This window comes from Bifidobacterium oedipodis (genome assembly GCF_012932425.1).
GTDB lineage: Bacteria > Actinomycetota > Actinomycetes > Actinomycetales > Bifidobacteriaceae > Bifidobacterium > Bifidobacterium oedipodis.
This window is the reverse complement of sequence record NZ_JAAIII010000002.1, coordinates 388,768-414,670: the sequence shown is the minus strand read 5'-3', so window position 1 is coordinate 414,670 and position 25,903 is coordinate 388,768. Positions and strand designations below refer to the sequence as shown.

The 25,903-nt window shown below is 59.6% G+C and carries 19 protein-coding genes; 17 read left to right on the top strand and 2 right to left on the bottom strand.

Translation table 11 applies throughout. From position 1 onward, the window contains the following. Positions 1–61: 61 nt before the first annotated feature. From nudC to G1C95_RS04855, 9 genes are all read left to right on the top strand, one after another. A complete protein-coding gene (gene nudC, locus G1C95_RS04895) occupies positions 62–1,252 on the top strand; it encodes an NAD(+) diphosphatase (RefSeq protein WP_169171867.1) in 1,191 nt (396 codons plus the stop codon). A 17-nt stretch (positions 1,253–1,269) separates the two neighbouring features. Then, complete coding sequence (gene gcvH / locus G1C95_RS04890; protein ID WP_169171820.1) at positions 1,270–1,677, top strand: glycine cleavage system protein GcvH; 408 nt, start codon at positions 1,270–1,272, stop codon at positions 1,675–1,677. A gap of 138 nt (positions 1,678–1,815) precedes the next feature. Further along, complete coding sequence (locus tag G1C95_RS04885) at positions 1,816–2,985, top strand: App1 family protein (RefSeq protein ID WP_417852259.1); 1,170 nt, start codon at positions 1,816–1,818, stop codon at positions 2,983–2,985. 155 nt (positions 2,986–3,140) lie between these two features. Further along, the gene (locus G1C95_RS04880; protein WP_169171866.1) at positions 3,141–5,540 is read left to right on the top strand and encodes a S9 family peptidase; all 2,400 of its coding nucleotides are present in this window, start codon (positions 3,141–3,143) and stop codon (positions 5,538–5,540) included. A gap of 45 nt (positions 5,541–5,585) precedes the next feature. After that, on the top strand, positions 5,586–6,632 hold the full coding sequence (locus G1C95_RS04875; RefSeq protein ID WP_169171818.1) for a 3-isopropylmalate dehydrogenase: 1,047 nt from the start codon (positions 5,586–5,588) through the stop codon (positions 6,630–6,632). Between the two features lie 173 nt (positions 6,633–6,805). After that, positions 6,806–7,861, top strand: a complete 1,056-nt coding sequence (locus tag G1C95_RS04870) for a lipoate--protein ligase family protein (protein ID WP_417852254.1) — start codon at positions 6,806–6,808, stop codon at positions 7,859–7,861. 128 nt (positions 7,862–7,989) lie between these two features. Then, on the top strand, positions 7,990–8,709 hold the full coding sequence (locus tag G1C95_RS04865) for a Crp/Fnr family transcriptional regulator (RefSeq protein ID WP_169171816.1): 720 nt from the start codon (positions 7,990–7,992) through the stop codon (positions 8,707–8,709). A 140-nt stretch (positions 8,710–8,849) separates the two neighbouring features. Next, positions 8,850–11,186, top strand: coding sequence for a transglycosylase domain-containing protein (locus G1C95_RS04860; protein WP_169171815.1), 2,337 nt, complete (start codon positions 8,850–8,852; stop codon positions 11,184–11,186). 174 nt (positions 11,187–11,360) lie between these two features. Continuing rightward, entirely contained in the window at positions 11,361–12,710 is a 1,350-nt protein-coding gene (locus G1C95_RS04855; RefSeq protein WP_205832706.1) for an NADH:flavin oxidoreductase/NADH oxidase, read from the top strand. 146 nt (positions 12,711–12,856) lie between these two features. On the opposite strand, the gene G1C95_RS04850 is transcribed toward G1C95_RS04855, so the two are convergent. Further along, positions 12,857–14,005, bottom strand: a complete 1,149-nt coding sequence (locus G1C95_RS04850; RefSeq protein WP_169171814.1) for a quinone-dependent dihydroorotate dehydrogenase — start codon at positions 14,003–14,005, stop codon at positions 12,857–12,859. 162 nt (positions 14,006–14,167) lie between these two features. Between G1C95_RS04850 and G1C95_RS04845 the strand changes: the two genes are divergently transcribed. The 5 genes from G1C95_RS04845 (at position 14,168) to G1C95_RS04825 (ending at position 19,462) form a co-directional block, all read left to right on the top strand. Continuing rightward, the gene (locus tag G1C95_RS04845) at positions 14,168–14,971 is read left to right on the top strand and encodes a DeoR/GlpR family DNA-binding transcription regulator (RefSeq protein WP_169171813.1); all 804 of its coding nucleotides are present in this window, start codon (positions 14,168–14,170) and stop codon (positions 14,969–14,971) included. A 5-nt stretch (positions 14,972–14,976) separates the two neighbouring features. Then, positions 14,977–16,227: a galactose-1-phosphate uridylyltransferase gene (galT, locus tag G1C95_RS04840; RefSeq protein ID WP_169171812.1), complete on the top strand. Its 1,251-nt coding sequence runs from the start codon at positions 14,977–14,979 to the stop codon at positions 16,225–16,227. A gap of 34 nt (positions 16,228–16,261) precedes the next feature. Continuing rightward, positions 16,262–17,512, top strand: coding sequence for a galactokinase (gene galK / locus G1C95_RS04835; protein WP_169171811.1), 1,251 nt, complete (start codon positions 16,262–16,264; stop codon positions 17,510–17,512). A 291-nt stretch (positions 17,513–17,803) separates the two neighbouring features. Next, positions 17,804–18,076: an ACT domain-containing protein gene (locus tag G1C95_RS04830; RefSeq protein ID WP_169171810.1), complete on the top strand. Its 273-nt coding sequence runs from the start codon at positions 17,804–17,806 to the stop codon at positions 18,074–18,076. Positions 18,077–18,097: 21 nt separating this feature from the next. Continuing rightward, on the top strand, positions 18,098–19,462 hold the full coding sequence (locus G1C95_RS04825; RefSeq protein ID WP_169171809.1) for a PFL family protein: 1,365 nt from the start codon (positions 18,098–18,100) through the stop codon (positions 19,460–19,462). A gap of 76 nt (positions 19,463–19,538) precedes the next feature. Here G1C95_RS04825 and G1C95_RS04820 read toward each other — a convergent pair whose 3' ends face one another. Beyond that, positions 19,539–20,183: a tRNA (cytidine(34)-2'-O)-methyltransferase gene (locus tag G1C95_RS04820; protein ID WP_169171808.1), complete on the bottom strand. Its 645-nt coding sequence runs from the start codon at positions 20,181–20,183 to the stop codon at positions 19,539–19,541. Positions 20,184–20,281: 98 nt separating this feature from the next. On the opposite strand from G1C95_RS04820, the gene G1C95_RS04815 reads away from it, so the two are divergent. From G1C95_RS04815 to rpoB, 3 genes are all read left to right on the top strand, one after another. After that, positions 20,282–21,169: an HhH-GPD family protein gene (locus G1C95_RS04815; protein ID WP_240947439.1), complete on the top strand. Its 888-nt coding sequence runs from the start codon at positions 20,282–20,284 to the stop codon at positions 21,167–21,169. Positions 21,170–21,245: 76 nt separating this feature from the next. Beyond that, the gene (locus G1C95_RS04810) at positions 21,246–21,935 is read left to right on the top strand and encodes a hypothetical protein (protein WP_417852258.1); all 690 of its coding nucleotides are present in this window, start codon (positions 21,246–21,248) and stop codon (positions 21,933–21,935) included. A gap of 342 nt (positions 21,936–22,277) precedes the next feature. Then, positions 22,278–25,841, top strand: a complete 3,564-nt coding sequence (gene rpoB / locus G1C95_RS04805) for a DNA-directed RNA polymerase subunit beta (protein WP_169171807.1) — start codon at positions 22,278–22,280, stop codon at positions 25,839–25,841. The last annotated feature ends 62 nt before the right edge of the window (positions 25,842–25,903 follow it).

Sequence of the window (25,903 nt, the reverse complement as noted above, 5' to 3'; positions counted from 1 at the left end):
GAACATCCTGGAATGTGCAAGGTCTATGCAGGATCACAAGGAGACCATATCCATGGCAACCATGGCAACTGATATTCATTTCTCACCACTGGCACTCACCCGTGCGTTGCCCTTCCTGCCGTTGGCGCAGGGCGACATCGACTATCAGGTGGATCGCCGCAGCGAGCCGAATCTTATCGACACACTGCTGGCCGACCCCGCCACCACCGTGATGCTCACGCGCGGCGGACTGGTGGCGGTGCCGCGTGGACAAGGCAAACTCGTGGATCGTGACAGCGTCACCATGCGGCTGGCCACAATTCCCGGCGCTTATGTTGCCGCGGAGCTTAAGCGGTACCCCGAAGCGATCGCCATGTTTCTTGGCTCTTATGGCGGTGTGCGCGGCCAAAGCGTCATCGCCGTGGACATCACGCGCGTGCCCGAAACAGGCCAATCCTCTGCAGCACAAGCCACAGGCCCTCTCGGCACAACGGATGCCGGAACCGTGGACGGCGCGCTGGGTGCCAACGGTGCGTTCGCTGTGCCCGATTCGGCGCATCAGGGTGCGGACGACGCCTTCGATGATTCGGTCAGCGGTGCCATCGGCACCCGCCAAAGCCCCAAACCCACACTGCTGCAACAGGCCATCGGACGATTCGACTGGGTTGACCTGCGTGGTTTCGCGCCACACGCCAACGCGCGCGAAGCCGGCCAAGCCACCAGCGCGATTACCTTGAGCATCTGGCATTCCCGGCAACGGTATTGCCCCACCTGCGGAGCTCCCGTGACCTCGGCGCTCGCCGGCTGGGCACAGCGTTGCACCAACGAAGCCGATGGCAACCGCATTCTGTTCCCGCGCGTGGAGCCGGCCGTCATCACTGCCGTGGTGGATGGGAAGGATCGTTTGATGCTTCAGCACAATGCGGCATGGAAGGATCCGAAACTGTATTCCGTATCCGCCGGATTCGTCGAAGCGGGTGAAAGCCTAGAACACGCCTGCCGCCGCGAAACCATGGAAGAAACCGGCATCGAACTGGGCGAGGTGCGCTACCTCGGCTCCCAGCCGTGGCCGTTCCCCGCGTCATTGATGATGGCGTTCAAGGCACAGGCGAAAACCACCGATATCCGCGTGGATGGTGAGGAAACCGTTATCGCACGCTGGGTGACGCGCGATGAATACACGGCCGAACTGATTGCGGGGCGCATGGTGGCTCCAGGCAAGGCCACCATAGCCCGCTACATGATTGAGGAGTGGCTGGGGCGCGAGCTGTAGATGCTAGGGTAGTGGTTATGAGTGAAGCATTAGACAACGAACAGCCCGTGAACCTTGACGTGCCTGAGCACCTCGAATACTCCGAGGAGCATGCGTGGGTGGATCGCTCCGTCGATCCGGCAATCATCGGCATCACCGCCTATGCCGCCGAACAGCTCGGCGAACTGGTGTTTGTGGACATGCCCGAGGTAGGCACGCGCGTGGAAGCCGGCGACGAAATCGTCGAACTGGAATCCTCCAAAGCCGTCCAGCCGTTGATCGCCCCCGTGGCCGGCACCATCAAATACGTCAACCGTGATGTGGCCGACGATCCCTCCGTCGTCAACGGCGATCCCTACGGCGAAGGCTGGATCGTAAAAATCGAACTCGACGACGACGAGCCCGAACTGCTGGACGCCGAAGAATACGCTCGGATTGCGCACTGATTCGTTCGTTCAGCTCCCATGGCCTATACATGGCCTATATTGGTGAACATGAGAAGCCCACGCGAGGATTTTGAAGCGGCCAACAAGCGCCTGACGGCGCAGGATATTGTTGCGCCCGAGCCCACCGCAGCCGATGACATGGCTACGGTGCCAATCCCCGCGCGTACGGCCGTCACCACCTTCGACGCCGCGTCCAAGCGCGAGCGTTTGGAAGTCAAGCCCCCGCTGATTCGTTTCATGCGGCGCACCATCACCAATGGTTTCGGCATCTGGTCGAAAGCCTCCTGCATGGTGGTGCGCCGGCTTGGCTGGTATCCGCGCGTGGAACCCTACGTCGGCTACGGCACCGGCGACTATTCACGCCTGATCTGCCGCACCGTGTATGCCCCCGAACATTCGCAGTCTGGGGCGCTAAGCCGTGGCATCCGCGGCATGCTCGCCATTCCCGCGTCTCGCACCCACGTGCAGGCCTCCATCGATGGAGTGCCGCTGAACACCGTGCAGGTTGGTGTATCCGAAGTCTACGACAAGGTGGATCGCTCGCGTGACTTGGGCGGCGAATATGCGATATCCGATTCCTCCGGATATTTGGATCTGGTGGCCGAACATCGTCTGTCCCCTGGCATCCACCGCGTTACCTACAGTGTGAACCGGCGCAAGCCCGTCGGCGCGAACCTATATACGATACCGGCCTCAGCCAAAGTGGGCATCATCTCTGACGTGGACGACACGATTATGATCACGCAGGCACCGGTGATCTGGAAAGCGGCATGGAACCTGCTGTTTCTTGACCCGAAGAAGAAAGCATCCGTGCCGGGCATGAGCGTACTGTTCGCACGCATCGCCGACCTGTTCCCTGATGCGCCGTTCTTCTATTTATCGACTTCGCCATGGAATGTGGAAAGCTCGATCCGACACTTCATCACCGACCACGGCTTCCCCGAAGGCCCGCTGCTGCTGCGCGATCTTGACCCCAGGCCCAAAACCTTCGTGCCTTCCGGGCCGCAGCACAAACTGGAATTCGCCGAACAGCTGATGGCCGATTTTCCGGATATGAAGTTCATTCTGGTCGGCGATGATGGGCAGAAGGATCCGACCACCTACGCCACCATCGCACGCCGGTACCCCGGGCGTGTGCTGGCCATCGCGATACGTCAATTATCACCGAAGGAGACGCCGGGCTTGGCTTCTGTGGCCGGACTGACTTCCACGCAGCCGATGCCCGTTACCGATGTGCCCGTGTTCACCGGCACCACCGGCTCCAATATCCTCAAAACCATGCTGCCGTATCTGAAAGCGCATATGTAAGGCTTGAAAACGATTGCTGAGGCAAGGCATGTGGGTCGTGCCGACTACAATAGCGAGGTATGACTGACGCGAGAGAGACCAGCAACGGCGTGGCCGCCCACCAAACCGCAACCAACCTGATGCAGCAGACGACGGAAGTGAGCGGTGCTACCGGAATGACGGGGGAGCGGCTGCGGCCTCCCGAGGCCAAACGTCAGGCCACGCATCGTACATTCCACGGCGACGTATTTACGGACGACTACGAATGGATGCGCGACAAGGAATCCGCCGACGTGCGCGATTATGTGGCCGGGCAAAACCAGTACTGCGAAGCGCGCATGAGCCATCTTGCCTCTTTGCGCAGCACGCTGTTTGAGGAACTGAAATCGCATGTGGAACAGACCGATATGTCGGTGCCCACACGCGTGAACGACTACTGGTATTTCACGCGCACCCAGGAAGGCAAGCAGTATGGCGTGCAATGCCGCATGCCTGTGCGCGGTGATGATGATTGGGATCCGCCCCAGATTGATCCGCAGGGCGCGCCTGGCTCCATGCCCGGTGAACAAATCGTATTCGATACCAACGCCGAGGCCGAAGGCCATGATTTCTTCCGACTGGGTGGCATGGATCTGAGCCGCGATGGCCGCTGGCTGCTCTATGGTGTGGATACCACGGGCGACGAACGCTATGACTTCCGCATCCGCGACCTCGACGCCGACGATCCGAGCAATCCGGCAACGCATGTTGAACTGACTGAACATTTTGATGGCATTGGTGGCGCATGCTTTACCCCGGACGGCCAGTGGGTGTTCTGGGTAGAATTGGACGACGCTTGGCGACCATGTGCAATCTGGCGCCACCAGGTCGGAAGCCCGCAATCATCGGATGTGTGCGCCTACCGGGAAACTGACGAACGTTTCTGGGTGGGCGTGGGCATCAGCTTCGACGAACGCAATATTGTGATCGGCACCGGCTCGAAAACCACCACCGAAGTGCTGCTGCTGCCCGTTGCCACGCCCGAAGGCGAATTCCAGTCGTTCATTCCGCGCGATAAGGACGTGGAATATGACGTGAGCTTCGCCTGCTTCGAAGGCGCGGGGCCGAACGGCGAAGACATTCCGCTCGCCGTGGTCTACCACAATGCCGCCAACCCGAACTTCGAAATCGACGTAATCGACATGCGCATGCATGAGCCGCCCTACAAGCTCGGCGAAGGCGTGTGCGTGGCCGCCGGCTCACCATACGGATGCGAGCGAGGTCAGGCCGACCGGCCGATCACCGAAGCCTACTTCAACCCGGCCAACCCGGCGATTCTGCAGGGTGCCCACGGTCTGGGCATTGAAGGCATTGCACTGCATCGTCACTTCGTATCGCTCAGCTACCGTTCCGACGGACTGCCGCATGTAGCCTATATGACCAAGGCCGAGGCAGCCGCCGACTTCCTGGCCGGCAGGCCATGGAACTTCCGCCCGCTGGAGCCACCATCGCTCGACAATGATTGGGATATTGAAGCGCCGGCTGAGGCAAAGGACGATCTTGCCGCCATTTTCGACGGTTCCAACGATGATCGCCTGCCCGGAGAAATCCGCCGTCTCTACACCATCGGCACCGGTGGCAATCCTTCGTATAATGCGCCACGCATGCGCTACTCCTTCGCCAGCTACACACGCCCCGGTGAACTGCACGAAATCGATCCGGCCACCGGTCAGGACGTGCTGCTCAAGCGTGCGAAGGTGCTGGGCGGATTCGACCCGCGCGACTATATGGAGCGCCGCGTCTGGATTCCCGCACGCGACGGTGAACGCATCCCTGTGTCGTTGGTGTGGCGACGTGATATTCCCGTCAACGATTCGGCCATGTTCATCACCGGATATGGTGCCTACGAAATCTCCTCGGATCCTGGATTCTCGGTGTCACGCATCTCCATGCTCGACCGTGGCGTGCTCTACGCCGTGCCGCATGTGCGCGGCGGCGGCGAAATGGGCCGCGCATGGTACGAACAAGGGCGCAGACTGAACAAAAAGCACACCTTCGAAGATTTCGTGGATGCCACGCATGCGCTTCAAGCCGCGCATCTGGCCGATCCGCGCCGCACTGTGGCCAACGGTGGTTCGGCCGGCGGCCTGCTGATGGGCGCGATTGCCAATATGGCACCCGAATGCTATGCCGGTATTGAAGCTGATGTGCCGTTCGTGGACGCACTCACTTCGATTCTGGACCCGAACCTGCCGCTAACCGTCACCGAATGGGACGAATGGGGCGACCCGTTGCATGATCCCGAGGTCTACCGGTATATGAAAACCTATTCACCGTACGAGAACGTGCCGGCCGGCGAGGATGTGCCGCACTTCCCCCGCATCTTCATCACCACTTCGATGAATGACACGCGTGTGCTGTATGTCGAACCACTCAAATGGTTGGCTGCGTTGCAATCGCGCGGCTTCGATGCGGTGGCCAAAATCGAGGTCGAAGCCGGCCATGGTGGCATTTCCGGGCGATACAAGCAGTGGGAGGAAGTCTCCTACGAGAACGCCTGGTGCTTGGACGTGATGGGTGTGGTGTCCACAAGCTGAGCCGGTAGCGGACGCCAGCGCGCCTCACGTGTACGGTTCAATGGCATGACGAATAACACGCAAACGAAGACGTACAAGATTGCCGTCATCCCCGGTGACGGTATCGGCAAGGAAGTCACCCCCTGGGCTCAGAAGGCACTGGAGAAGGCCGCCGAAGGCGTAGCCGACTTCACCTACGAGAACTTCGACCTCGGTGCAGAACGCTATCTGCGCGATGGTGCCATCCTGCCGGAAGACGAAGAAGAGCGCATCAAGGCCAACGACGCGATTCTGCTCGGTGCTGTGGGCGACCCGCGCATCAAGGCCGGCATTCTGGAGCGCGGCCTGCTGCTGAAGCTGCGCTTCGATCTCGACCAGTTCGTGAACCTGCGCCCCTCCAAGCTGTATAAGGGCGTCACCTCGCCGCTCGCCAACCCCGGCGACATTGATTTCGTCGTGGTGCGCGAAGGCACCGAAGGCCTCTACTGCGGTGCCGGCGGTGCCGTGCGTCGCAACACCCCGCAGGAAGTGGCCACCGAGGTGTCCATCAACACCGCCTACGGTGTGGAGCGTGTGGTGCGCTACGCCTTCAAGCTGGCCATGAAGCGCAAGAAGCACGTCACCCTGGTGCACAAGAAGAACGTGCTCGTCAACGCCGGCGACATGTGGCAGCGCATCGTTGACAAGGTCGGTGAGGAATACCCCGAGGTCACCCACGACTACCAGCACATCGACGCAGCCACCATCTTCCTGGTTTCCGATCCCTCCCGCTTCGACGTGATTCTGACCGACAACCTCTTCGGTGACATTCTGACCGATGAGGCCGGTGCCGTGGTGGGTGGCGTGGGCTACTCCGCCTCCGGCTGCATCAACGCCACCGACGAGTTCCCGTCCATGTTCGAGCCGATCCACGGCTCCGCACCCGACATCGCCGGACAGAACAAGGCCAACCCGACTGCCGCGATTCTCTCCGCCGCCATGCTGCTTGAGCACCTCGGTTTCGACGATGCCGCCGCCAAGATCCACGCTGCGGTTGAGGCCGATATCGAAGAGCTCGGCTCCACCGTGCGCTCCACCGACCAGGTTGGTGCTGATATTCTCGCGCGCATCTGACCTATGCGATAAGCAATATGGCAACGTGAGTTTGCCAGCTGCTTGAATGGCCCTGCCCCTCTGGACTCCTAGGAGGGCAGGGCCATCGTCATAATGTGCCATGTTTGAATGATTATGCGTAAACGAGTACCGGCAGTCGCAGACGGGTAATGCACAAGAAGGGGAGAAAAGACGTGGAAACCATGCGCGGGAAATACAAGACGCCGGGCGGCAAACTGGTCGCGGTAAACGTGGTAGTTGGGCACGCTGGGCAAATAAAAGACGTGCACGTAGACGGGGACTTCTTTATTGATGCTGCAACCGATGCTGCAGCCGATGCGTTGCTGCGTGATATCGAACGAGCATTGGTGGCGGGGGAGCGGGTCGCGCCCGTACTGGCAGTGCACAAGGACGCGCATCTGATCGGAACAGATGCGTATGCACTGGAAACCGCCTTCAGCAGAGCCTGTGCAGTGGCGCCACACGCATCTGTGCAGGCGCCCGCCAATCCCATTGGCAATACGAGCATTGTCAACGAGCAAGAAAAGGGCTTCGCCGAGCGATGGGATTGGCTGAACCGGCAACTGACGGTACTGCATGATGTGCCGCGCATGCCGGCGGAACAAATGGAGCTCGACGAAACGTGGGCGCGTGAAGTGGCATGTGGCACACGAAAACCCACACTGCGCATTTGGGAATGGGCAGGGCCAGCAGTCGTGATCGGACGATTCCAATCCGTCGAAAATGAAGTGCATACAGATGTGGCTGCAAGCGAGGGCATTGATATAGTGCGCCGCTGCACAGGTGGCGGTGCGATGTTCATCGAACCCGGCAACACTATTACCTATTCTCTATATGCTCCTATGGCATTTGTAGAGGGCATCAGTATTGAGGAATCCTACCGGCTGTGTGACTGGTGGCTGGTTGGTGCTTTGCGTGAGCTTGGGCTGGATGTGCGCTTCGCAGGGCTGAACGATATTGCCTCGCAATATGGCAAAATCGGCGGCGCTGCACAACGGCGGTTCCCCAGCGTCGGTGGTGGGCCTGGCGCGGTATTGCATCATGTGACGATGGCCTATGACATCGATGGTGAGAAAATGGGGCGCGTATTGAACACCAGTCGCGAAAAAATGAACGATAAAGCGGTGAAATCAGCGATTAAACGCGTTGATCCGATGAAGCGCCAGACCGGGCTAAGCCGTCAAGCTGTTATTGAACATTTGCTTGCATATTTGTCTAACGTCGCGTAACTGCGCGTAATCTGCCCCGCGACCAACGCGTGGAAAATGAGTGGCAGAGGTCGAGCATATCGTGCGGGGCGCGCTACAATATGGACGAATAGGGCGATGGCAGCCCAACAACACGACAAGGATGGTGCATGGGCGTGGACAAGCCGAACGCGATTCATGACGAGGAAAATATCCTGCTGCACACGGCATTATTCAAGCAGGTTTCCCCCGAAGAAGCCGAGGAGCTGATTCCACACATGCGGCGTTCCGCCTACCTCAAAGGCGACCGCATCTTCAATGAAGGCGATACGGATCATCGCCTGTATCTACTCGAACAGGGGCGCGTCAAGCTGATCCGCACCTCGCAGGACGATCGTGTGCAGCTGCTGTCCATCCATGCGCCGGGCGAAGTGCTTGGCGAAATTCCCGTATTCGATCCGCACGGTGGCCCGCGCACTGCATCGGCCGTGGCCATGATGAACGGCACCAGCGTAGTCTGGCTGGAACATGATGCGCTGTTCGCTTGGCTGGATCAGCATCCGCGCGTGGCCATCGATATGCTGCAGGTTATGGCGGCTCGCTTGCGTGGCAATAACGAACGTATCTCCGAACTGGTGTTTATGGATGTGCCGGCGCGCTTGGCCAAAACCTTACTGAATCTGGCCACTCGCTTCGGCGAACCAATCGAAGAGGGACTGAAGGTGCCCCACGATCTGACGCAGGAGGAACTGGCGCAGCTGGTGGGCTCCAGCCGCGAAACCGTGAACAAGGCGTTGATGGATTTCGCCAATCGTGGATGGATCGCGCGCGACGGTCGCTCCATCATCATCTACCAGCCTGGCATGCTGATTCGCCGCTCCAAGCGATAGACACACCAGCGTTAAGACGCCGGACTGGCGTTATTCGGGCAATATCCAGCGAATCCTAGGATGGTGCGGTTCTTGTGATGATTGTCTTCTCAGGCGGATGATTCACTGGCTTGGTAGGGCATCCCATTTAGAATGGCCCCATGCCCAAAAAGAAGACTCCCGCTGTCAAACGTGTGCTTGTTCTCCTGCTGGCTTATGTGATGCTCGCCGCCTCCGGCGGTGCCGTGACCAGCGTGCTGTTTGCGCCGGCGGTGTTTGGTGTCAATAAAATCGCCAAAACCGTTATCCCGACGCTCAGCGTGGAAGACGTGGATTTTGATGTAACCTCGCTGCCACAGAAATCAACGATGTACGCAAACGACGGCACCACCGTGATCGCTACGTTCTATAACCAGAACCGTATCGTCGTGCCGCTGAAGGACATCTCCGATATTATGCAGAAGGCCGTGGTGGCCCGCGAGGATCGACGTTTCTGGACCCATGCCGGCGTCGACGTGCAGGGCGTGCTGCGTGCGTTTATTCAGAACTACCTGTTGGACAATCATCAGGGTGGTTCGTCGCTTACTCAGCAGTATGTGAAGAATGTGCTGTTGATGAAGGGCATTGAAGACGACGATCCCATCGCCCAGTACCATGCCACCGAAGACACCGTCGCACGTAAAATTCGTGAGATGCTGATCTCCGTGCAGATGGAGAAGAAGTACTCCAAGGCAGAGATCCTGCAGGGGTATCTGAACATCGCGCAGTTCGGCAACAACCTGTATGGCGTGGAGACCGCGGCACAAAAGTATTTTGGTGTTTCCGCCAAAGACCTCAACATCGTGCAGGCCGCCACCATCGCCTGCATTACCAAGAACCCGAGCCTGTACGATCCTTCGGTTGAAGCAAACCAGCCGGCCGCCGAGGAACAGCGCAACATCGTGCTCAAGCTCATGCTGCAAGAGGGCTATATCAATGAGCAGGAATATGAGGACGCTGTCAATACGCCGCTGAAAGATACGCTGAACATCACCGAGGTCAACCGAGGCTGCCAGGATGCCGGCGACTACGCCTTCTTCTGCGATTACGTAGTGCACCAGATTCAAAACTCCAAGGAATTCGGTGAGACCGTCAGCGAACGCAGTAAGCTGCTGCAGGAGGGCGGTCTGGAAATCGTCACCACGCTGGATGTGCAGACCAACCAGCTGTTGATGGAAACCGCACGTGAAACCGTGCCTCCAGATGATTCCAGTGGTATGGAATTTGCGGCGGCTGCAGTCAAACCTGGCACCGGCGAAGTATTGGGCTTCGGTTTGAACAGATATTACGACGCCACACCAGCCGCTGCCGACGATCCAACCAAATCGGGGCAGAACTATGCCGTGGATTATGCGGATGGTGGTGGTACGGGCTTCACCATTGGCTCGTCGTGGAAGCCCATCAACCTGATTGCATGGATGGAAGCAGGCCATTCCATTATGGAGAACCTGCAAACCTCCACACGTTATGCCACCACCGATTTCAGTTGTGACCGATACAGCGGCGGCGCTGATTCATGGGATGTGCAGAACGCGCTGGGATCAGGTACCGTGAACCCGGAAACCCCGTTCGACGGTTTGGTGCGCTCGCATAACACCACCCAGGCTTCTATGGGTTCGGTTATCAAGCTGTGCGCCATCGCCGATACCGCAACCGAAGTGGGCTATCATGACGCCTATTCAGGCGAAACCATCGACAAAACCGGTGTGTTTACCCCGGCTATGACCATCGGTTCGGTGAACGTGTCCCCGCTGACCATGGCTTCGATTTTCGCCGTGTATGCCTCCAATGGCGTGCAGTGCGATGCCATCGCCATCAAGAAGGTGACCAACACCGACGGCGAATCACTGAAGGTGCCGTCCGCCAACTGCCATCAGGCGGTTGATTCGGACATTATCCAAACGCTTGCGTACACGTTGAACCAAGGCACAACACGATCCGATGGTGCAGGTTTCGCCTTCAAATTCGACGATGGGCGAAAAGCCTTCGGTAAAACCGGTACATCGGGCGACTACTCGGTGACGGCGGGAACGTTTATTCCTGACGAAATCTCCGTGTTCGGCCTGATTGGCGATGCACAGGATCCTGAACACCACCGTATCTCGAATATCTCCATCAACGGTGTGTACAGGAGCTACTGGGATGGCGGTACTATTACAGCCCCCGCACTGTCGTCGTTCCTGAACAAGTATGTTGCAGCAAAGAATGTTCCTGCGGAAAAGAGCAACAACTACGGCACTCCCGCTGCGAAGTATATGACCACCGGCAAGTATGTCGGCATCGGCGGGCGTACGTTCTCGAACCCCACCACGCAGCAGCGGAACTCGACTTCCGAGAACTCGGGAACGGATACGTCGCAGCAGTCCGAGAACTCCACCAACCAGCAGGATGCGAACACCAACCAGTCCGACACATCGAATTCGCAGGACGGTCAGACGCAACAGTCCACTGGGCAGTGATGCAACACCGTTGGTGATACCACCATTGGTTACGTAGTTGACGGGCGTTCGCCATTTGTGGCGACGCCCGTTTTACAATAAAAAGGTGTGTTGCGATGCGCCTTGGCGCTTCGGGCGACGATGGGTCGGTCGGCAATTGGTTGGCACACAGCGAATGCATCGGAAAGAGGAACGATGGCAGACAACGAACTGAAGCATGAGAACTTCGACTTTCGAGGCTTCGACGTGCCTGATCTGAAGGCGGCGGCCATGGCGGACGCCCAGAACGAGCAGGATTTGCGCGGCGATCGCGGAGGCAAGGACAAGTCTAAAGATAAGGCCGCCAAGGCTAAGGGGAAGGGAAAGGCTACTCAAGACAAGTCCAGCAGTAAATCCGGCAAGCCAGGTAAGGGCAGCAAATCCAGCGCGCAGAAAGCAGCTGCTAAGCCGGCGAAGCAGACTCGCCCCGGACTGTTCGATCCGATTACACTGCGTGAGCTCACCGTGCGCAATCGCATCTGGCTGCCCCCGATGGACACCTATTCTGCTTTCGCACGCGACGGCCGTCCCACGCCATTCCACTATCAGCATTATGTCTCCCGTGCATTGGGTGGGTTCGGCATGGTGATCGTCGAAGCCACTGCCGTAGCACCCGAAGGCCGTATTTCGCCGTGCGACGTGGGATTGTGGGCAGACTGGCAGATTGATTCCTGGCGTTGGATTGTGGACGATATCAAGGCCGCTGGTGCCACTGCCGCCATCCAGCTCAATCATGCTGGCCGCAAAGCTTCGACCGGTTGCTTCGCTGTGGGCTATGAAGGCCAAACCGTGCCCGCTGAGGCCGGTGGCTGGCCCACTGTGGCACCCAGCGAAATTGCCTTTGGTGGATTGGATAAACCGCGTGCGCTGTCGGTAGATGAGATTCACGGCATTGTGGGTGCCTTCGCTGCGGCTGCCGGACGTGCGGTGGCAGCCGGTTTCCAGGCGATTGAAATTCATGCGGCGCACGGTTATCTGATCTCGCAGTTCCTTGACCCGCTTAGCAATGAGCGTGACGACGAATACGGCGGAGACTTGGAAGGGCGTTCTCGCTTCCTCGTGCAGATTGTGGACGCCGTGCGCGAGGTGATTGGTGAGGATGTGCCGTTGCTGGTGCGTGTTTCCGCCACTGATTGGGCGGCCGGAGGCTGGGATCTGGATCAGACGATCGCGCTGTCGCGCATCTTGAAGGAGCATGGCGTCGACTTGGTGGATGTGTCCACCGGCGGCATCATCGCAGGGGTGTCGGTTCCGGTTAAGCCCGGCTATCAGGTGCCGTTCTCCGAACAGATACGCACCAAAGCTGACGTGCCGGTAACCGCTGTGGGACTGATCACCAAGCCCAAGCAGGCTGCCAAGGTGCTGGCTCGCGGTGAGGCGGATGCGGTGGAAATCGGCCGAGCCGGCCTGCGGGATCCGTACTGGCCGTTGCGCGCCGCCGACAAGCTTGGCGTGCCGGTTGCGGACGTGCCGTATCCGCGCCAGTATGTGCGCGGTGCCTACTGAACTGCCGGCTGATCTCGTGTTGTAGCGTTTGCTTGCTAATACTTTGGCCTCCGCCGATTACGGTAATCGACGGAGGCCAAAGTAATATTCAGCGTGGGTTGCCTATTCTTTAGTAGCTCTTATACGCTCGCTTGCATTCGCTTGGGTTACGCGTCCACACCGACGGCTTCAGCGACGCTATCGTATCCATCGCGACGCAGCAATTCAGCCAAACCGCGCTTGAGCACAGTGATCTGCTGCGGGCCACGGTACATCAGCGAGCTGATGAACATCACCAGATTCGCGCCAGAGCGAATCTTGGCATACGCCTGTTCAGGGGTGAACACGCCTCCGATGCCGGCGATGGCAAAACGATCGCCGTATTCTGCGCGAACTTTACGAATCAGCGCGTTGCTGGCCTGATAGCATGGGCCTCCGGAAAGACCTCCCTCCCAATCGCGCGGGATTTCCAAGCCGGTGCGATCTTTCTGCAGGTTGGCAAGGGACAGGCCCTGCACATTATGTTCGGCCAGCACGTCGGCCAACGCCTTGAACTCATCCCAAGACTTGTTCAGCGGCATCTTGACCAGCGTGGGCTGCGGGCGTTCGATAGCATCCAACGCACCGAACAGACGGTCGAGATTGTTCGGATCAGCAGTGAACGGTTCACCAGCAGTGGTGTTCGGGCAGGAGACGTTGACCTCCACCATGGCGGTGTGGCCGGCGGCGCGACGCATCGAAATGCAATAATCTTCAATGCCCTCGTCCAAATCACCGGTCAACTTGTCGTTGGTGCGGGCAATCGACACAGACATCTGCATCTGCCGTGCGTTCGTCCATGCCTTCTCCGCGCGTTCGATCACCTTATCCGAACCGATGTTGGCAAGACCTACATGCACCATCATCGAATCGTATTCAGGCAGGCGGTGGAACCAAGGCTTGGGATTGCCGGGGCAGGGACGTGACGTGGTGGATCCCACTGTTTCAAAGCCGAAGCCGGCATTATCAAGCACCACGGGCATTTCGCAGTTCTTGTCAAGACCGGCGGACAGGCCGAACGGGTTGGTGAAGTCAACGCCCATCACCGTCGTTTCCAGAATGGGATCGGTGTAGTCGAGCATCGTACGCTCGGCCCACAGCAGCGGGGGCACATGCTTGACGATGCGGCAGAAGTCGATCATCTGATCGTGCGCCTCATCCGGGCGGTGATTGAACACGAAATTCGGCTTGATGATGTGCTTATAGCCGAAGGTGAACAGGTCGGTGGTGGCTTTATTGACGGCGTCGTGCCAAAAGCTTGTCGAAACATAGGTCATAGAGCAACAATACAACGCTGCGGCCCGGTGAGGGAAGTGTTTGGTTGCTATGATGCCGTTTTTGAGGGGTGCCGCGACGGTTGAGGCCACGCTGCTACGTTCTTGTGCGCGAAACACTCAAAGTGGTTTGTTTTGTGAGAAATTATGTGCGATAATGTTCGCATGATTTCGTCACAACGTCAGCACCTCATTTTGAGCAGGCTGCGCACACGTGGTGCCGTGCGCATCACCGCGCTATCGAAGGAGCTGGGTGTGTCAGCGATGACCATCCGCCGCGATATCGCGGAGCTTGCCGATAAGGGCCTGCTTAAGCGCGTTCACGGCGGTGCCGTGACCACCAGCACGTTGCTGAGCGAACCGCTGTTCTCCGTCAAATCGCAAATGGATATCGGACTCAAGGACGCAATCGCTCAGGAGGCTGTGAAATATGTGGCCCCCGGCGACGTTATCGCCATCGGCGGCGGTACCACAGCCTACGTCTTCGCCCAGCATCTGCTTGAATCGCAGCAATCCAGCGGGATTACCATATTGACCAACTCGATTCCGGTGGCCGAACTTGTGCAGGCCCTCGAATCCAAGGACGTCGAAGTGATCGTCACCGGCGGTGTAATCACCCGCTCGAATTCGCTGGTGGGGCCCATCGCCGACAAGGTGGTCGCCTCGCTGCGCGTCAACACTGTATTCCTCGGCACCCATTCGGTGTCGATTCCCCGCGGTTTCCTCATGCCGAACTCGCTTGAGGCCGCCACCGATATGGCGATGATGGACATCGCCGATCGCACCATAATTTTGACCGATCACACCAAGTGGAGCTGCACGTCGTTGTCTTTGTTCGCGCGCTTCGACCAGGTCGACACGGTCATAACAGACGACGGGCTCGATCCCGATTCCGCCGCCAAAACCAAGGATTTGGTAAAGGAACTCGTTCTGGCCCACCAGAGCGAGATCACAGAGGAAAGTGAGTGAACACCATGGCTGAATTTGCCAGCTACACGCCCGGTGCGTACGCAAAGGAGCATATTCGCATCACGCCGACGACCCTCGCCGACGGACGCGACTTCTTCTACCTGGACGACGACCCCGAGTACGTCTCCGGTGCCAAGACCCGCGAGCTCAAGGATCCGCGCGATCTGCCGTACCGCTTCTCCAACCAGTTGAACGCCGCCGGCGAAGAGGTGCCCTACGCGGCCCCCGAAATGCGCCGCGACCCGCTGACCGGCGACTGGATCCCGATGGCCACCGCCCGTATGAACCGCCCGATCACCGCAGGCCCCGGTGCCACCGCCAAGGGCAACCCGCTGGCTGCCCGCAAGCCCGGCGATCCGTACCAGGACGGCGAAGTGCCCGACACTGACTACAACGTCGTGGTGTTCGAAAACCGTTTCCCCTCCATGTGCAAGGTGCCCGGCCGTTCCGAAGCCGTGGAATTTGTTGATGGCAACCCGCTGTGGGAGAAGAAGCTAGCCGCCGGCCGTTGCGAAGTGATCTGCTTCGACCCTGATGAGAACGGCCTGCCGGCTGATCTGCCGGTCTCCCGCCTGCGCACTGTGGTGGAGGCCTGGGCTTTCCGCACCGCCGAAATTTCCAAGATGGATGGCATTGAACAGATCTTCCCGTTCGAAAACCACGGCGCTGAAATCGGTGTTTCGCTGGCTCACCCGCACGGTCAGGTCTACTGCTACCCGTTCATCGCTCCGAAGATGGAGAAGGAACTTAAGCACACCGAGGCCTACCATGAGAAGACCGGCGGCAACCTGCTCAAGGATATTATGAACGCCGAAATCGAAGCCGGCGAACGCATCGTGATGCGCAACCACTCTTGGGTTGCCTACGTGCCGGCCGCCGCCCGTTGGCCTCTTGAGGTGCATGTGGCCCCCGTGCGTGACGTGCTCACCCTGGACGAGCTCAACGACGAAGAGCGTTGGGATTTGGCCTCCATGTACTCCCACCTGCTCAAGCGCGGCAACGCCTTCTTCGACAAGGGTGACGGCAAGGGCATGGATCTGCCGTACATCGCCGCCTGGCATCAGGCCCCGATTCACGACCCGCGCCGCGAGAACTATCGTCTGAACCTGCAGTTCTTCTCCTTCCGCCGCGCCGCCAACAAGATCAAGTACCTCGCCGGCTCCGAATCCGGCATGGCCGCCTGGATCTCCGACACCACCCCCGAACTCATCGCCAAGCGTTTCCATGAGCTCGGTGCCATCGATATCGCCGACTGACCAGGACTCACAACAGGATTAATGAGGTAAAGCAATGACTGCTGTTGAATTCATTGAGCCGCTCTCGCATGACGAGGGCGTGAAGAACGCCACCGATCTGTTTGTGAAGGCCTTTGGCGAAGAGCCCGCCGGCGTGTGGGGTGCCCCCGGCCGTGTGAACCTGATCGGAGAACACACTGATTACAATGCGGGCCTGTGCCTGCCCATCGCCCTGCCGCACCGCACCTTCATCGCGTTGAAGCCGCGTGAAGACACCAAGGTGCGCGTGGTCTCCGAAGTCACCCCCGACAAGGTGACCGAGGCTGATCTTGAAGGACTGAAGGCTCAGGGCGTTGACGGCTGGGCTGCCTATCCGGTGGGCGTGGCCTGGGCACTGCGCGAAGCCGGCTTCGATCAGGTGAAGGGCTTCGACGCTGCATTCTCGTCCTGCGTGCCGCTGGGCAGCGGCCTGAGCTCCTCGGCCGCCATGACCTGCTCCACCGCGCTGGCGTTGGATGATGTGTATGGCCTGGGCTACGGCTCCTCCGATGCTGGTCGTGTGACCCTGATCAACGCCGCCATCAAGTCGGAGAACGAGATGGCCGGTGCCTCCACCGGTGGCCTTGACCAGAACGCCTCCATGCGCTGCACCGAAGGCCACGCGCTGCTGCTCGACTGCCGTCCGGAACTCACCCCGCTGGAGAATGTGTCCCAGCAGGCCTTTGACCTGGACAAGTATGGTCTGGAGCTGCTGGTGGTTGACACCCAGGCACCGCACCAGCTCAACGATGGTCAGTACGCCGAGCGCTGCGCCACCTGCGAAAAGGCCGCGGACATCCTTGGCGTGGCCAACCTGCGCGTCACCGCCGATGGCATTGCCAAGGCGGACGATCAGTTCCAGGCGCTGAAGGAGACTCTGGATGCGCTGGATGATGAGACCATGAAGAAGCGCGTGCGTCACGTGGTCACCGAGATCGAGCGTGTGCGTTCCTTCGTGCGTGCCTTCGCACAGGGTGATATCGAGGCGTCCGGTCGTCTGTTCAACGCCTCCCACGATTCCCTGGCTGCGGACTACGAGGTCACCGTGCCTGAACTCGACGTGGCCGTGGACGTGGCCCGCAAGAACGGCGCCTACGGTGCGCGTATGACCGGCGGCGGCTTCGGCGGCTCCATCATCGCGCTGGTGGATAAGGGCCGCTCTCAGGAAGTCGCCCAGAAGATCGCCGACGAATTCGAAGCCCAAGGCTTCCATGCGCCGCGTGCTCTTGCTGCGTATGCGGCTCCGAGCGCGTCACGCGAGGCGTGACGCGCGTCGCAGCGTAGCTGCTCCCTTCACCTACGGAGGCCCCACTGGGGCCTCCGCTTGACGGTTCAGCACGCGAGGCGTGACGCGCGTCGCAGCGTAGCTGCTCCCTTCACCTACGGAGGCCCCACTGGGGCCTCCGCTTGACGGTTCAGCACGCGAAGCATGACGCACGTCGCAGCGTGATCCGGTAATACCGTGGCAAAGCTCCCGTTTTGGAATGGAAACGGGAGCTTTTCTTATCTGACTTTTATACTGGGAAAACCGTCTGTTTTCGGATATCAAGGGAGTCCCATGAATAAGGCAATCATCACCGTTGTCGGCCAGGATACGGTTGGCATCATCGCGCGCGTGTGCACCTACCTGTCTCAGCACAATGTCAACGTGCTGGATATTTCGCAGACCATCATCGACGGATTCTTCAACATGATGATGATTGTCGATTATGCCAATGCCGATAAGGATTTCGGTGCGATGGTCGGCAATCTGGAGGATCTCGGCGACGACATCGGCGTGCGCATTCGCTGCCAGCGCGAGGAAATCTTCACCAAGATGCACCGTATCTGAGTCTCGAAAGGATTTGACACCATGCTGAATATCATGGAGGTCCACGAGACCAACAAGATGATCGAGCAGGAAAAGCTCGACGTACGCACCATCACCATGGGCATTTCGCTGCTGGACTGTGCGGCGGACTCCGTGGACGAAACCTGCGACAACATTTACCGCAAAATCACCACCTACGCCAAGGATCTGGTGTCCACCGGCAAGGCCATCGAACGTGACTACGGCATCCCGATCGTCAATAAGCGCATCACTGTTACCCCGATTTCGCTGGTCGGTGCCTCAAGCTGCAAAAGCTCCGAAGACTTCGTCAAAATCGCGCACGCTCTGGATCGCGCGGCCAAGGAAGTCGGCGTTGATCTGATCGGCGGTTACTCCGCGCTCGTCTCCAAGGCCATGACTCCGGCCGAGGAGCTGCTCATCAAATCCCTGCCGCAGGCGCTGAGCGAAACCGACATCGTCTGCTCGTCGGTGAATGTCGGCTCGACCAAAACCGGCATCGATATGAACGCGGTCGAACTGCTCGGCCATATCATCAAGGCCATCGCCGAACGCACGGCCGACAACGACTCCTATGGTTGCGTCAAGTTCGTGGCCTTCTGCAACGTGCCTGACGACAATCCGTTCATGGCTGGTGGATTCCACGGCGTAACCGAAGGCGACGCTGTGATCAACGTCGGTGTTTCCGGCCCGGGCGTTGTTTCCCGCGCTCTGGACGAAGCCAAGGGCAAGGATTTCGAATTCCTGTGCGAGACGATTAAGCGCACCGCGTTCAAGATCACGCGCGTGGGTCAGCTGGTAGCCCAGGAGGCGTCCCGTCGCCTCGGCATTCCCTTCGGCATTATCGACCTGTCGCTTGCTCCGACTCCGGCCGTGGGCGATTCGGTGGGCGAAGTGCTTGAGAAGATCGGCCTGGAGCAGGTCGGCGCGCCCGGCACTACCGCCGCGTTGGCAATGCTCAACGATCAGGTCAAGAAGGGCGGCATTATGGCGTCCTCGTATGTGGGTGGTCTGTCCGGCGCGTTCATCCCTGTCTCCGAAGATAAGAACATGATCGACGCCGCTTCCTCCGGCTGCCTGACACTGGAGAAGCTTGAAGCCATGACCTGCGTGTGTTCGGTGGGGCTCGACATGATCGCGATTCCGGGCGACACCACTGCCGCCACGATTTCCGGCCTGATCGCCGACGAAGCCGCCATCGGTATGGTCAACCAGAAAACCACCGCCGTGCGCGTGATTCCGGTTGCCGGCAAGGGCGTGGGCGAAATGGCCAACTTCGGTGGCCTGATGGGCTATGCGCCGATTATGCCGGTTAATCGTGCCAGCTGCGAGGCGTTCGTGACCCGCGGTGGTCGTATTCCTGCCCCGATCCACTCCTTCAAGAACTGACAGTATTTAAGTTCTGGCAGTGATCTTAAACGACGAGTCCGGGTGTGCCTCTTCAGACACCCCGGACTCATTTCGTTTACTTTCCGCCGGCGAAGTTGAGCTGGCGCCAAGCTTCATAGATGGCGATGGACGCGCAATTCGTCAGGTTCAGGGAGCGTAGGGATGGGCGCATTGGCAGTCGCACCTGCTCGGCCACATGCGGGCCGGCCATAATATCCATCGGATCGGGAATATCGCCCGGTTCCGGGCCAAACAGCAGAATATCGGTCGGACGGTATTCCACTTCTGTGTACAGCTTGGTGGCATGCGCGGTGAACGCAATGATGCGCGAATCCGGCATCGATTCCACCAGATTCTCAAAATTCGGGTGCAGCACCACATGCGCCATATCGTGATAATCAAGCCCCGCTCGACGCAGTTTCGTATCGCGCAAGTTGAAGCCCAGCGGCTCAACCAAGTGCAGAATCGTGCCGGTCACCGCGCACAGACGGATTGCCGAACCGGTATTGCCCGGAATACGCGGGCTGTAATAGCACAGGTGCGGGGTCACAGTTTCAGTGGCCGCGGCCTTTTCGGCGGTAAGCATCGCATCGACCACGGAAATCGGATTGCCGTGCGCATCGGTCACCAACTCGTCAGGGCCGTAGTTCGACTTGCGATAGCCGTACTCGAACATTTTCTCGACTTGTGCCTCTTCGGGGCGTTTCATGTCGTTCGTCATAGCTGCTAAGAATATGAATGATGAACGACACTGCGTATGAGATTTCTCGACTCCGAGCTTCGCTCTCCGCTCGGAATGACGAGGAAGTGCATGTTCGAATGGTGGCGACGCGTCTTGCGGCTTGGTGGGAGGCAAACGCTCGTGATCTGCCGTGGCGGTTTGGCAGGGCAACGCCGTGGGGCGTCTTGGTTTCCGAGGTGATGAGCCAACAAACACAGATGAGTCGGGTGGTGCCGTATTGGTCTGCTTGGATGGATCGTTGGCCGGATGCGGCAGCGCTCGCCGCCGCGCCCAAGGCCGAGGTCATCACCATGTGGGGTCGTCTCGGCTACCCGCGCCGCGCGCTGCGATTGCAGGAATGCGCACAGGTCGTTGCCCACGACTATCGCGACGAATTGCCACGCACTTATGACGAGCTGGTGGCGTTGCCCGGCGTCGGCGACTACACGGCGTCGGCCGTGCTGAGCTTCGCATTTGGTAAACGCATCGCTGTAATCGACACGAATATCCGCCGTGTGCTCAGCCGTGTGTTTCTTGGCAAAGAGTCATTAGGCGGCTCAGCCAGCGCAGCCGAACGTGAACTCGCCAACGCCGTACTGCCCAATGATCCGATTGATGGCGCTAGTAAGCCCACAGTGACATGGAATCAATCGGTAATGGAATTGGGCGCCGTAATCTGCACCGCCAAGACGCCCCTGTGCAATGCCTGCCCGATTGCTGAACAGTGCATGTTTCTTGAAGCTGGGCGGCCGGGGCTGGGGGAGCGGCGCACTCGACCGCGTCAACGATTCCAGGGTACGGATCGCCAAGTGCGCGGCATTGTGCTTGCCGCTTTGCGTGATATGCCAGCCGGAACAACGTTGGAAAGAACAACCGCCAACCTACTGTGGTCGGATCAAGGGCAGCTAGCCTCCTGTATCGCCGGTTTGGATGAAGATGGGCTGATCGATATCCATGCTGATGGGTCGTTGAGCCTGCCGCAATAAAGGCTTGAAATAACCTGTGAAAATCAGACCATAGGCGCGTCGGATGACAGGAGTCACCCATACACTTAAAACCGTTATGGCACAGCAGTTTCGTGGGAGCCGGCCGGTCAAGGGCGGCAAGAATAGCAAGTCGCGTAGCAAGCGCGGCAAGCGCAAGCTCAGCAAAAGGCAGCGGGCGATATATCGCCGCCGCCGCATTGTTGTGGGCGTTGCGCTGGTGGTGTCGCTCGCGCTGGTGGTGTTTTGCGTGTATAGCCTGTCGCGTGGGTTCGCGGCCATCGGTACGGTGATACGCCACGACGAGGTGTATGCGATTTCGCGCGATAGTGTGCCCGAACCGAATAGCGTCAAGAAAAGCGGCATTACAGACTGCTCGGCGAAAGACCTGACTTTGCAGCTGACTGCTGCCTCCCAATCCGTTGGAGTCGGCGGCACGATGCAGTTCACAGCCGGCATGGTGTATGAAGGATCCGGTTCATGCCTAGTGGATGGCTCCGACTCCAATCGTGTGCTGACGATCACCTCAGGCAACGAGACGATTTATCGCTCCGACGTGTGCGAAGTCGATGCGCGCATGCTGCTGATGGCCAAGGGCGACAAGGACTCGCAGAAAATCGACTGGAACACCAACGCCAACGCCACACTGACCGAATGCACTGACGAAGACACCTGGGCCAAAGTCAATCCCGGCACCTACGTGGCTCAGCTCAGCCTAAAAGACAACCCCAAAGTCAAATCCGAACAAGTAGTTTTCACCGTGCAATAGCCAGCTAGTGCTAGAAAGCAACCAACTAGCGCCAAGTAAGCGGGAGGTCGGCGTATCCTGTTCGCGGGCGTAAAGCTTGGCCCGAGCGGCCTGGAGCGATCCCGCGAACAGGATACGCCGACCTCCCGCGCCACACGCCACAAGAACAACAACAAAGCTGTTGAATGAACAAAGAATCGCCAACACAATATAGTCAAGGCACCACAATATACTTATGACTTTGTATGAGGTATGTCATATTGCGGGCATACTACGACGATGAAGCGCCCGCGTAGGCATATGGTGGCCACGCCGGCGCTCCCCGGGGAATTACTTCAATTAGCGAGCGATAAGGAACGTCCATTGGCTAACACAGCTACGACGAACACCACCACCATCATCGCGCGCGCCGACCAGCACGACATTGATCTGCACAAGGCGTCGGACCGCGTGAACTTCGGTTCCATCAAGGAACCCATTGACGTGCCCTACCTGCTGGGCGTGCAGACCGACAGCTTCGATTGGCTGATCGGTGCCGACCGCTGGAAGAAGCGCGTTGCCGAGGATGAGGCCAACGGCACCAACACCGTGCCGCACGTCTCCGGCCTCGATGAGGTCTTCAACGAGATCTCTCCGATTGAGAACTTCGCCCAGACCATGAGCCTGACCTTCTCGGATCCGTATTTCGAGGAGCCGCGCCACACCGTGCAGGAATGCAAGGAGAAGGACTACACCTACTCCGCACCGCTGTACGTGAACGCCGAGTTCGAGAACGGCGACACCGGCGAAATCAAATCCCAGACCGTGTTCATGGGCGACTTCCCGCTGCAGACTCCGCACGGCACCTTCATCATCGGCGGCACCGAGCGTGTGATTGTTTCGCAGCTCGTGCGTTCTCCTGGTGTGTACTTCGACCGCCAGCAGGATCGCACCTCCGATAAGGAGGTCTTCGGCGCGAAGATCATCCCGAGCCGCGGTGCATGGCTTGAGTTCGAGATCGATAAGAAGGATCAGCCGCAGGTGCGCGTGGACCGCAAGCGTAAGCAGTCCGCCATCGTGTTCCTGATGGCCATCGGCATGACTAAGTCCGAGATCGCCGATGCGTTCAAGGATTATCCGCTGGTGCTCGATGCCCTGCAGCGTGAGACGCTGGAAACCCAGGATGAGGCTCTGGTCGATCTGTACCGCAAGATTCGCCCGGCCGACACCCCCACGCCGGAGGCCGGCAAGAACCTGCTGGATTCCTTCTACTTCAACACCAAGCGCTACGATCTGGCGCGCGTGGGCCGCTACAAGATCAACCGCAAGCTGGGCCTTGAGGCCGACTTCAACGATCGTGCGCTGCATGTCGAAGACATCATCGCCACTATCAAGTACCTGGTGGCACTGCACGATGGTGCGTCGACCTTCGCCGGCAAGCGTAACGGCGAGGACGTGGACCTGCGCGTGGACGTGGATGATATCGATCACTTCGGCAACCGTCGTATCCGCCAGGTCGGCGAGCTGATCCAGAACCAGCTGCGCACCGGCCTGAGCCGTATGGAGCGCGTGGTGCGCGAGCGTATGACCACGCAGGACGCCGAGGCCATCACCCCGCAGTCCCTGATCAACATTCGTCCGGTGAACGCCACCATCAAGGAGTTCTTCGGCACCTCCCAGCTGAGCCAGTTCATGGATCAGAACAACCCGCTGTCTGGTGTGACGAACAAGCGTCGTCTGTCCGCTCTGGGCCCCGGCGGCCTGAGCCGTGACCGCGCCTCCATGGAGGTGCGCGACGTGCACCCGTCCCACTTCGGCCGTATGTGCCCGATCGAGTCTCCTGAAGGCCCGAACATCGGTCTGATTGGTTCGCTGGCAACCTTCGGCCGCGTGAACCCGTTCGGCTTCATCGAAACCCCGTACCGCAAGGTCGTGGACGGCCATGTGACCGACGAGGTCGAGTACATGACCGCCGACCGCGATCTTGACCACGTGATCGCCCAGGCCAACCAGGAGCTGGACAAGAACGGCAACTTCGTTTCCAAGTCCGCCCTTGCCCGAGTGGGCGAGGAAGAGGCAGTCGATGTGCCCGTCTCCGACGTGGACTACATGGACGTCTCCCCGCGCCAGATGGTCTCCCTCGGTGCCTCCCTGATTCCGTTCCTGGAGCACGACGAGGGCCACCGAGCGCTGATGGGTACCAACATGCAGCGTCAGGCCGTGCCGCTGATCGAATCCGAGCGCCCGCTGGTGGGTACCGGCTCCGAATGGCGCGCCGCCAATGATTCCGGTGATGTGATCAAGGCTGATAAGGATGGCGTGGTGACCTACGTCTCCGCCGACCTGATCCGCGTGATGAACGACGATGGCACCACCAGCTCCTACAAGCTGGCCAAGTTCCAGCGTTCGAACCAGACCACCTGCTACAACCAGCGTCCGATCATCCACGACGGCGAACGTGTGGAAGCCGGCAGCGTGCTGGCCGATGGTCCGGCCATCGAAAAGGGCGAACTGGCCCTCGGCAAGAACCTGCTCATCGCCTTCATGCCGTGGAACGGCTACAACTACGAGGACGCCGTGATCATCTCCCAGCGCCTCGTGCAGGACGACACCCTGAGCTCCATCCACATCGAGGAATACGAGATCGACGCCCGCGAAACCAAGCTGGGTGCCGAAGAGATCACCCGCGACCTGCCGAACGTCGGCGAGGACGCGGTGGCCAACCTCGACGAGCGCGGCATCATCCGCATCGGTGCCGAGGTTGAAGCCGGCGACATCCTGGTCGGTAAGGTCACCCCGAAGGGTGAGACCGAACTGACTCCGGAAGAGCGCCTGCTGCGCGCCATCTTCGGCGAGAAGTCCCGCGAAGTGCGTGACACCTCGCTGCGTGTGCCTCACGGCGAGACCGGTACCGTCATCGGCGTCAAGGAGATCACCCGCGAGGATGCCGAGGAGGACGGCGACGAGCTGCCCAACGGCGTCAACCAGATGATTCGCGTCTACATTGCCCAGCACCGCAAGATCACCGTGGGCGATAAGCTCTCCGGCCGTCACGGCAACAAGGGCTGCATCTCGCGCATCTTGCCCGAAGAGGATATGCCGTTCCTTGCAGACGGTACCCCGGTCGACATCATGTTGAACCCGCTGGGCGTGCCTTCGCGAATGAACCTCGGTCAGGTGCTTGAGCTGCACCTCGGCTGGATCGCCCACTCCGGTTGGGACATCTCCCTCGACCCGAATCTTGAGGCCGAATGGAAGAAGTACATTCCTGCCGGTGCCGAGAAGGCCGAGCCGGGCACCCCGACCGCCACCCCGGTGTTCGATGGTGTTAAGCCTGAAGTGCTTAAGGGCCTGCTGTCCACCACGCTGCCGAACCGCGACGGCGACCGTCTGGTCGGCCCCGACGGCAAGGCCACGCTGTTCGACGGCCGTACCGGCGAGCCCTACGGCAAGCCGATCTCCGTGGGCTATATGTACATGCTGAAGCTGCACCACCTGGTCGACGACAAGATCCACGCCCGCTCCACCGGCCCGTACTCGATGATCACCCAGCAGCCGCTGGGCGGTAAAGCCCAGTTCGGTGGCCAGCGCTTCGGCGAGATGGAGGTGTGGGCCCTCGAGGCCTACGGTGCCGCCTACACGCTGCACGAGATGATGACCACCAAGTCCGATGACGTTGACGGCCGCGTGCGCGTTTACGGCGCCATCGTCAAGGGCGATAACCTGCCGCCGGCAGGCATCCCCGAGTCGTTCAAGGTGCTCCTGAAGGAAATGCAGTCCCTGTCGCTGAATGTCGAGGTGCTCAACGCCGAAGGCGTGGCCATCGACATGAAGGACGAGGAAGACGATCCGGTGAGCTCTTCCGACGATCTTGGCTTCAACATCGGTGCCCGCCCCGACGCGGCCGCCAAGGAAGACCAGATTATCGACGAGCCCGAATACCAGTGATCCCACGGGATCGGGCTGGCCGTGCCCCTCATGAGGCGCGCACGGCCAGCCCGGCCCGGACA

Coding starts and splice junctions, on each gene's coding strand:
- gcvH (WP_169171820.1), top strand. CDS start 1,270: ATGAGTGAAGCATTAGACAACGAACAGCCCGTGAACCTTGACGTGCCT.
- G1C95_RS04815 (WP_240947439.1), top strand. CDS start 20,282: ATGGTGGCGACGCGTCTTGCGGCTTGGTGGGAGGCAAACGCTCGTGAT.
- G1C95_RS04865 (WP_169171816.1), top strand. CDS start 7,990: ATGGGCGTGGACAAGCCGAACGCGATTCATGACGAGGAAAATATCCTG.
- G1C95_RS04830 (WP_169171810.1), top strand. CDS start 17,804: ATGAATAAGGCAATCATCACCGTTGTCGGCCAGGATACGGTTGGCATC.
- G1C95_RS04810 (WP_417852258.1), top strand. CDS start 21,246: ATGGCACAGCAGTTTCGTGGGAGCCGGCCGGTCAAGGGCGGCAAGAAT.
- G1C95_RS04855 (WP_205832706.1), top strand. CDS start 11,361: ATGGCAGACAACGAACTGAAGCATGAGAACTTCGACTTTCGAGGCTTC.
- G1C95_RS04850 (WP_169171814.1), bottom strand. CDS start 14,005: ATGACCTATGTTTCGACAAGCTTTTGGCACGACGCCGTCAATAAAGCC.
- nudC (WP_169171867.1), top strand. CDS start 62: ATGGCAACTGATATTCATTTCTCACCACTGGCACTCACCCGTGCGTTG.
- G1C95_RS04845 (WP_169171813.1), top strand. CDS start 14,168: ATGATTTCGTCACAACGTCAGCACCTCATTTTGAGCAGGCTGCGCACA.
- G1C95_RS04860 (WP_169171815.1), top strand. CDS start 8,850: ATGCCCAAAAAGAAGACTCCCGCTGTCAAACGTGTGCTTGTTCTCCTG.
- G1C95_RS04875 (WP_169171818.1), top strand. CDS start 5,586: ATGACGAATAACACGCAAACGAAGACGTACAAGATTGCCGTCATCCCC.
- galT (WP_169171812.1), top strand. CDS start 14,977: ATGGCTGAATTTGCCAGCTACACGCCCGGTGCGTACGCAAAGGAGCAT.
- G1C95_RS04885 (WP_417852259.1), top strand. CDS start 1,816: ATGGCTACGGTGCCAATCCCCGCGCGTACGGCCGTCACCACCTTCGAC.
- G1C95_RS04825 (WP_169171809.1), top strand. CDS start 18,098: ATGCTGAATATCATGGAGGTCCACGAGACCAACAAGATGATCGAGCAG.
- G1C95_RS04880 (WP_169171866.1), top strand. CDS start 3,141: ATGACGGGGGAGCGGCTGCGGCCTCCCGAGGCCAAACGTCAGGCCACG.
- galK (WP_169171811.1), top strand. CDS start 16,262: ATGACTGCTGTTGAATTCATTGAGCCGCTCTCGCATGACGAGGGCGTG.
- G1C95_RS04820 (WP_169171808.1), bottom strand. CDS start 20,183: ATGACGAACGACATGAAACGCCCCGAAGAGGCACAAGTCGAGAAAATG.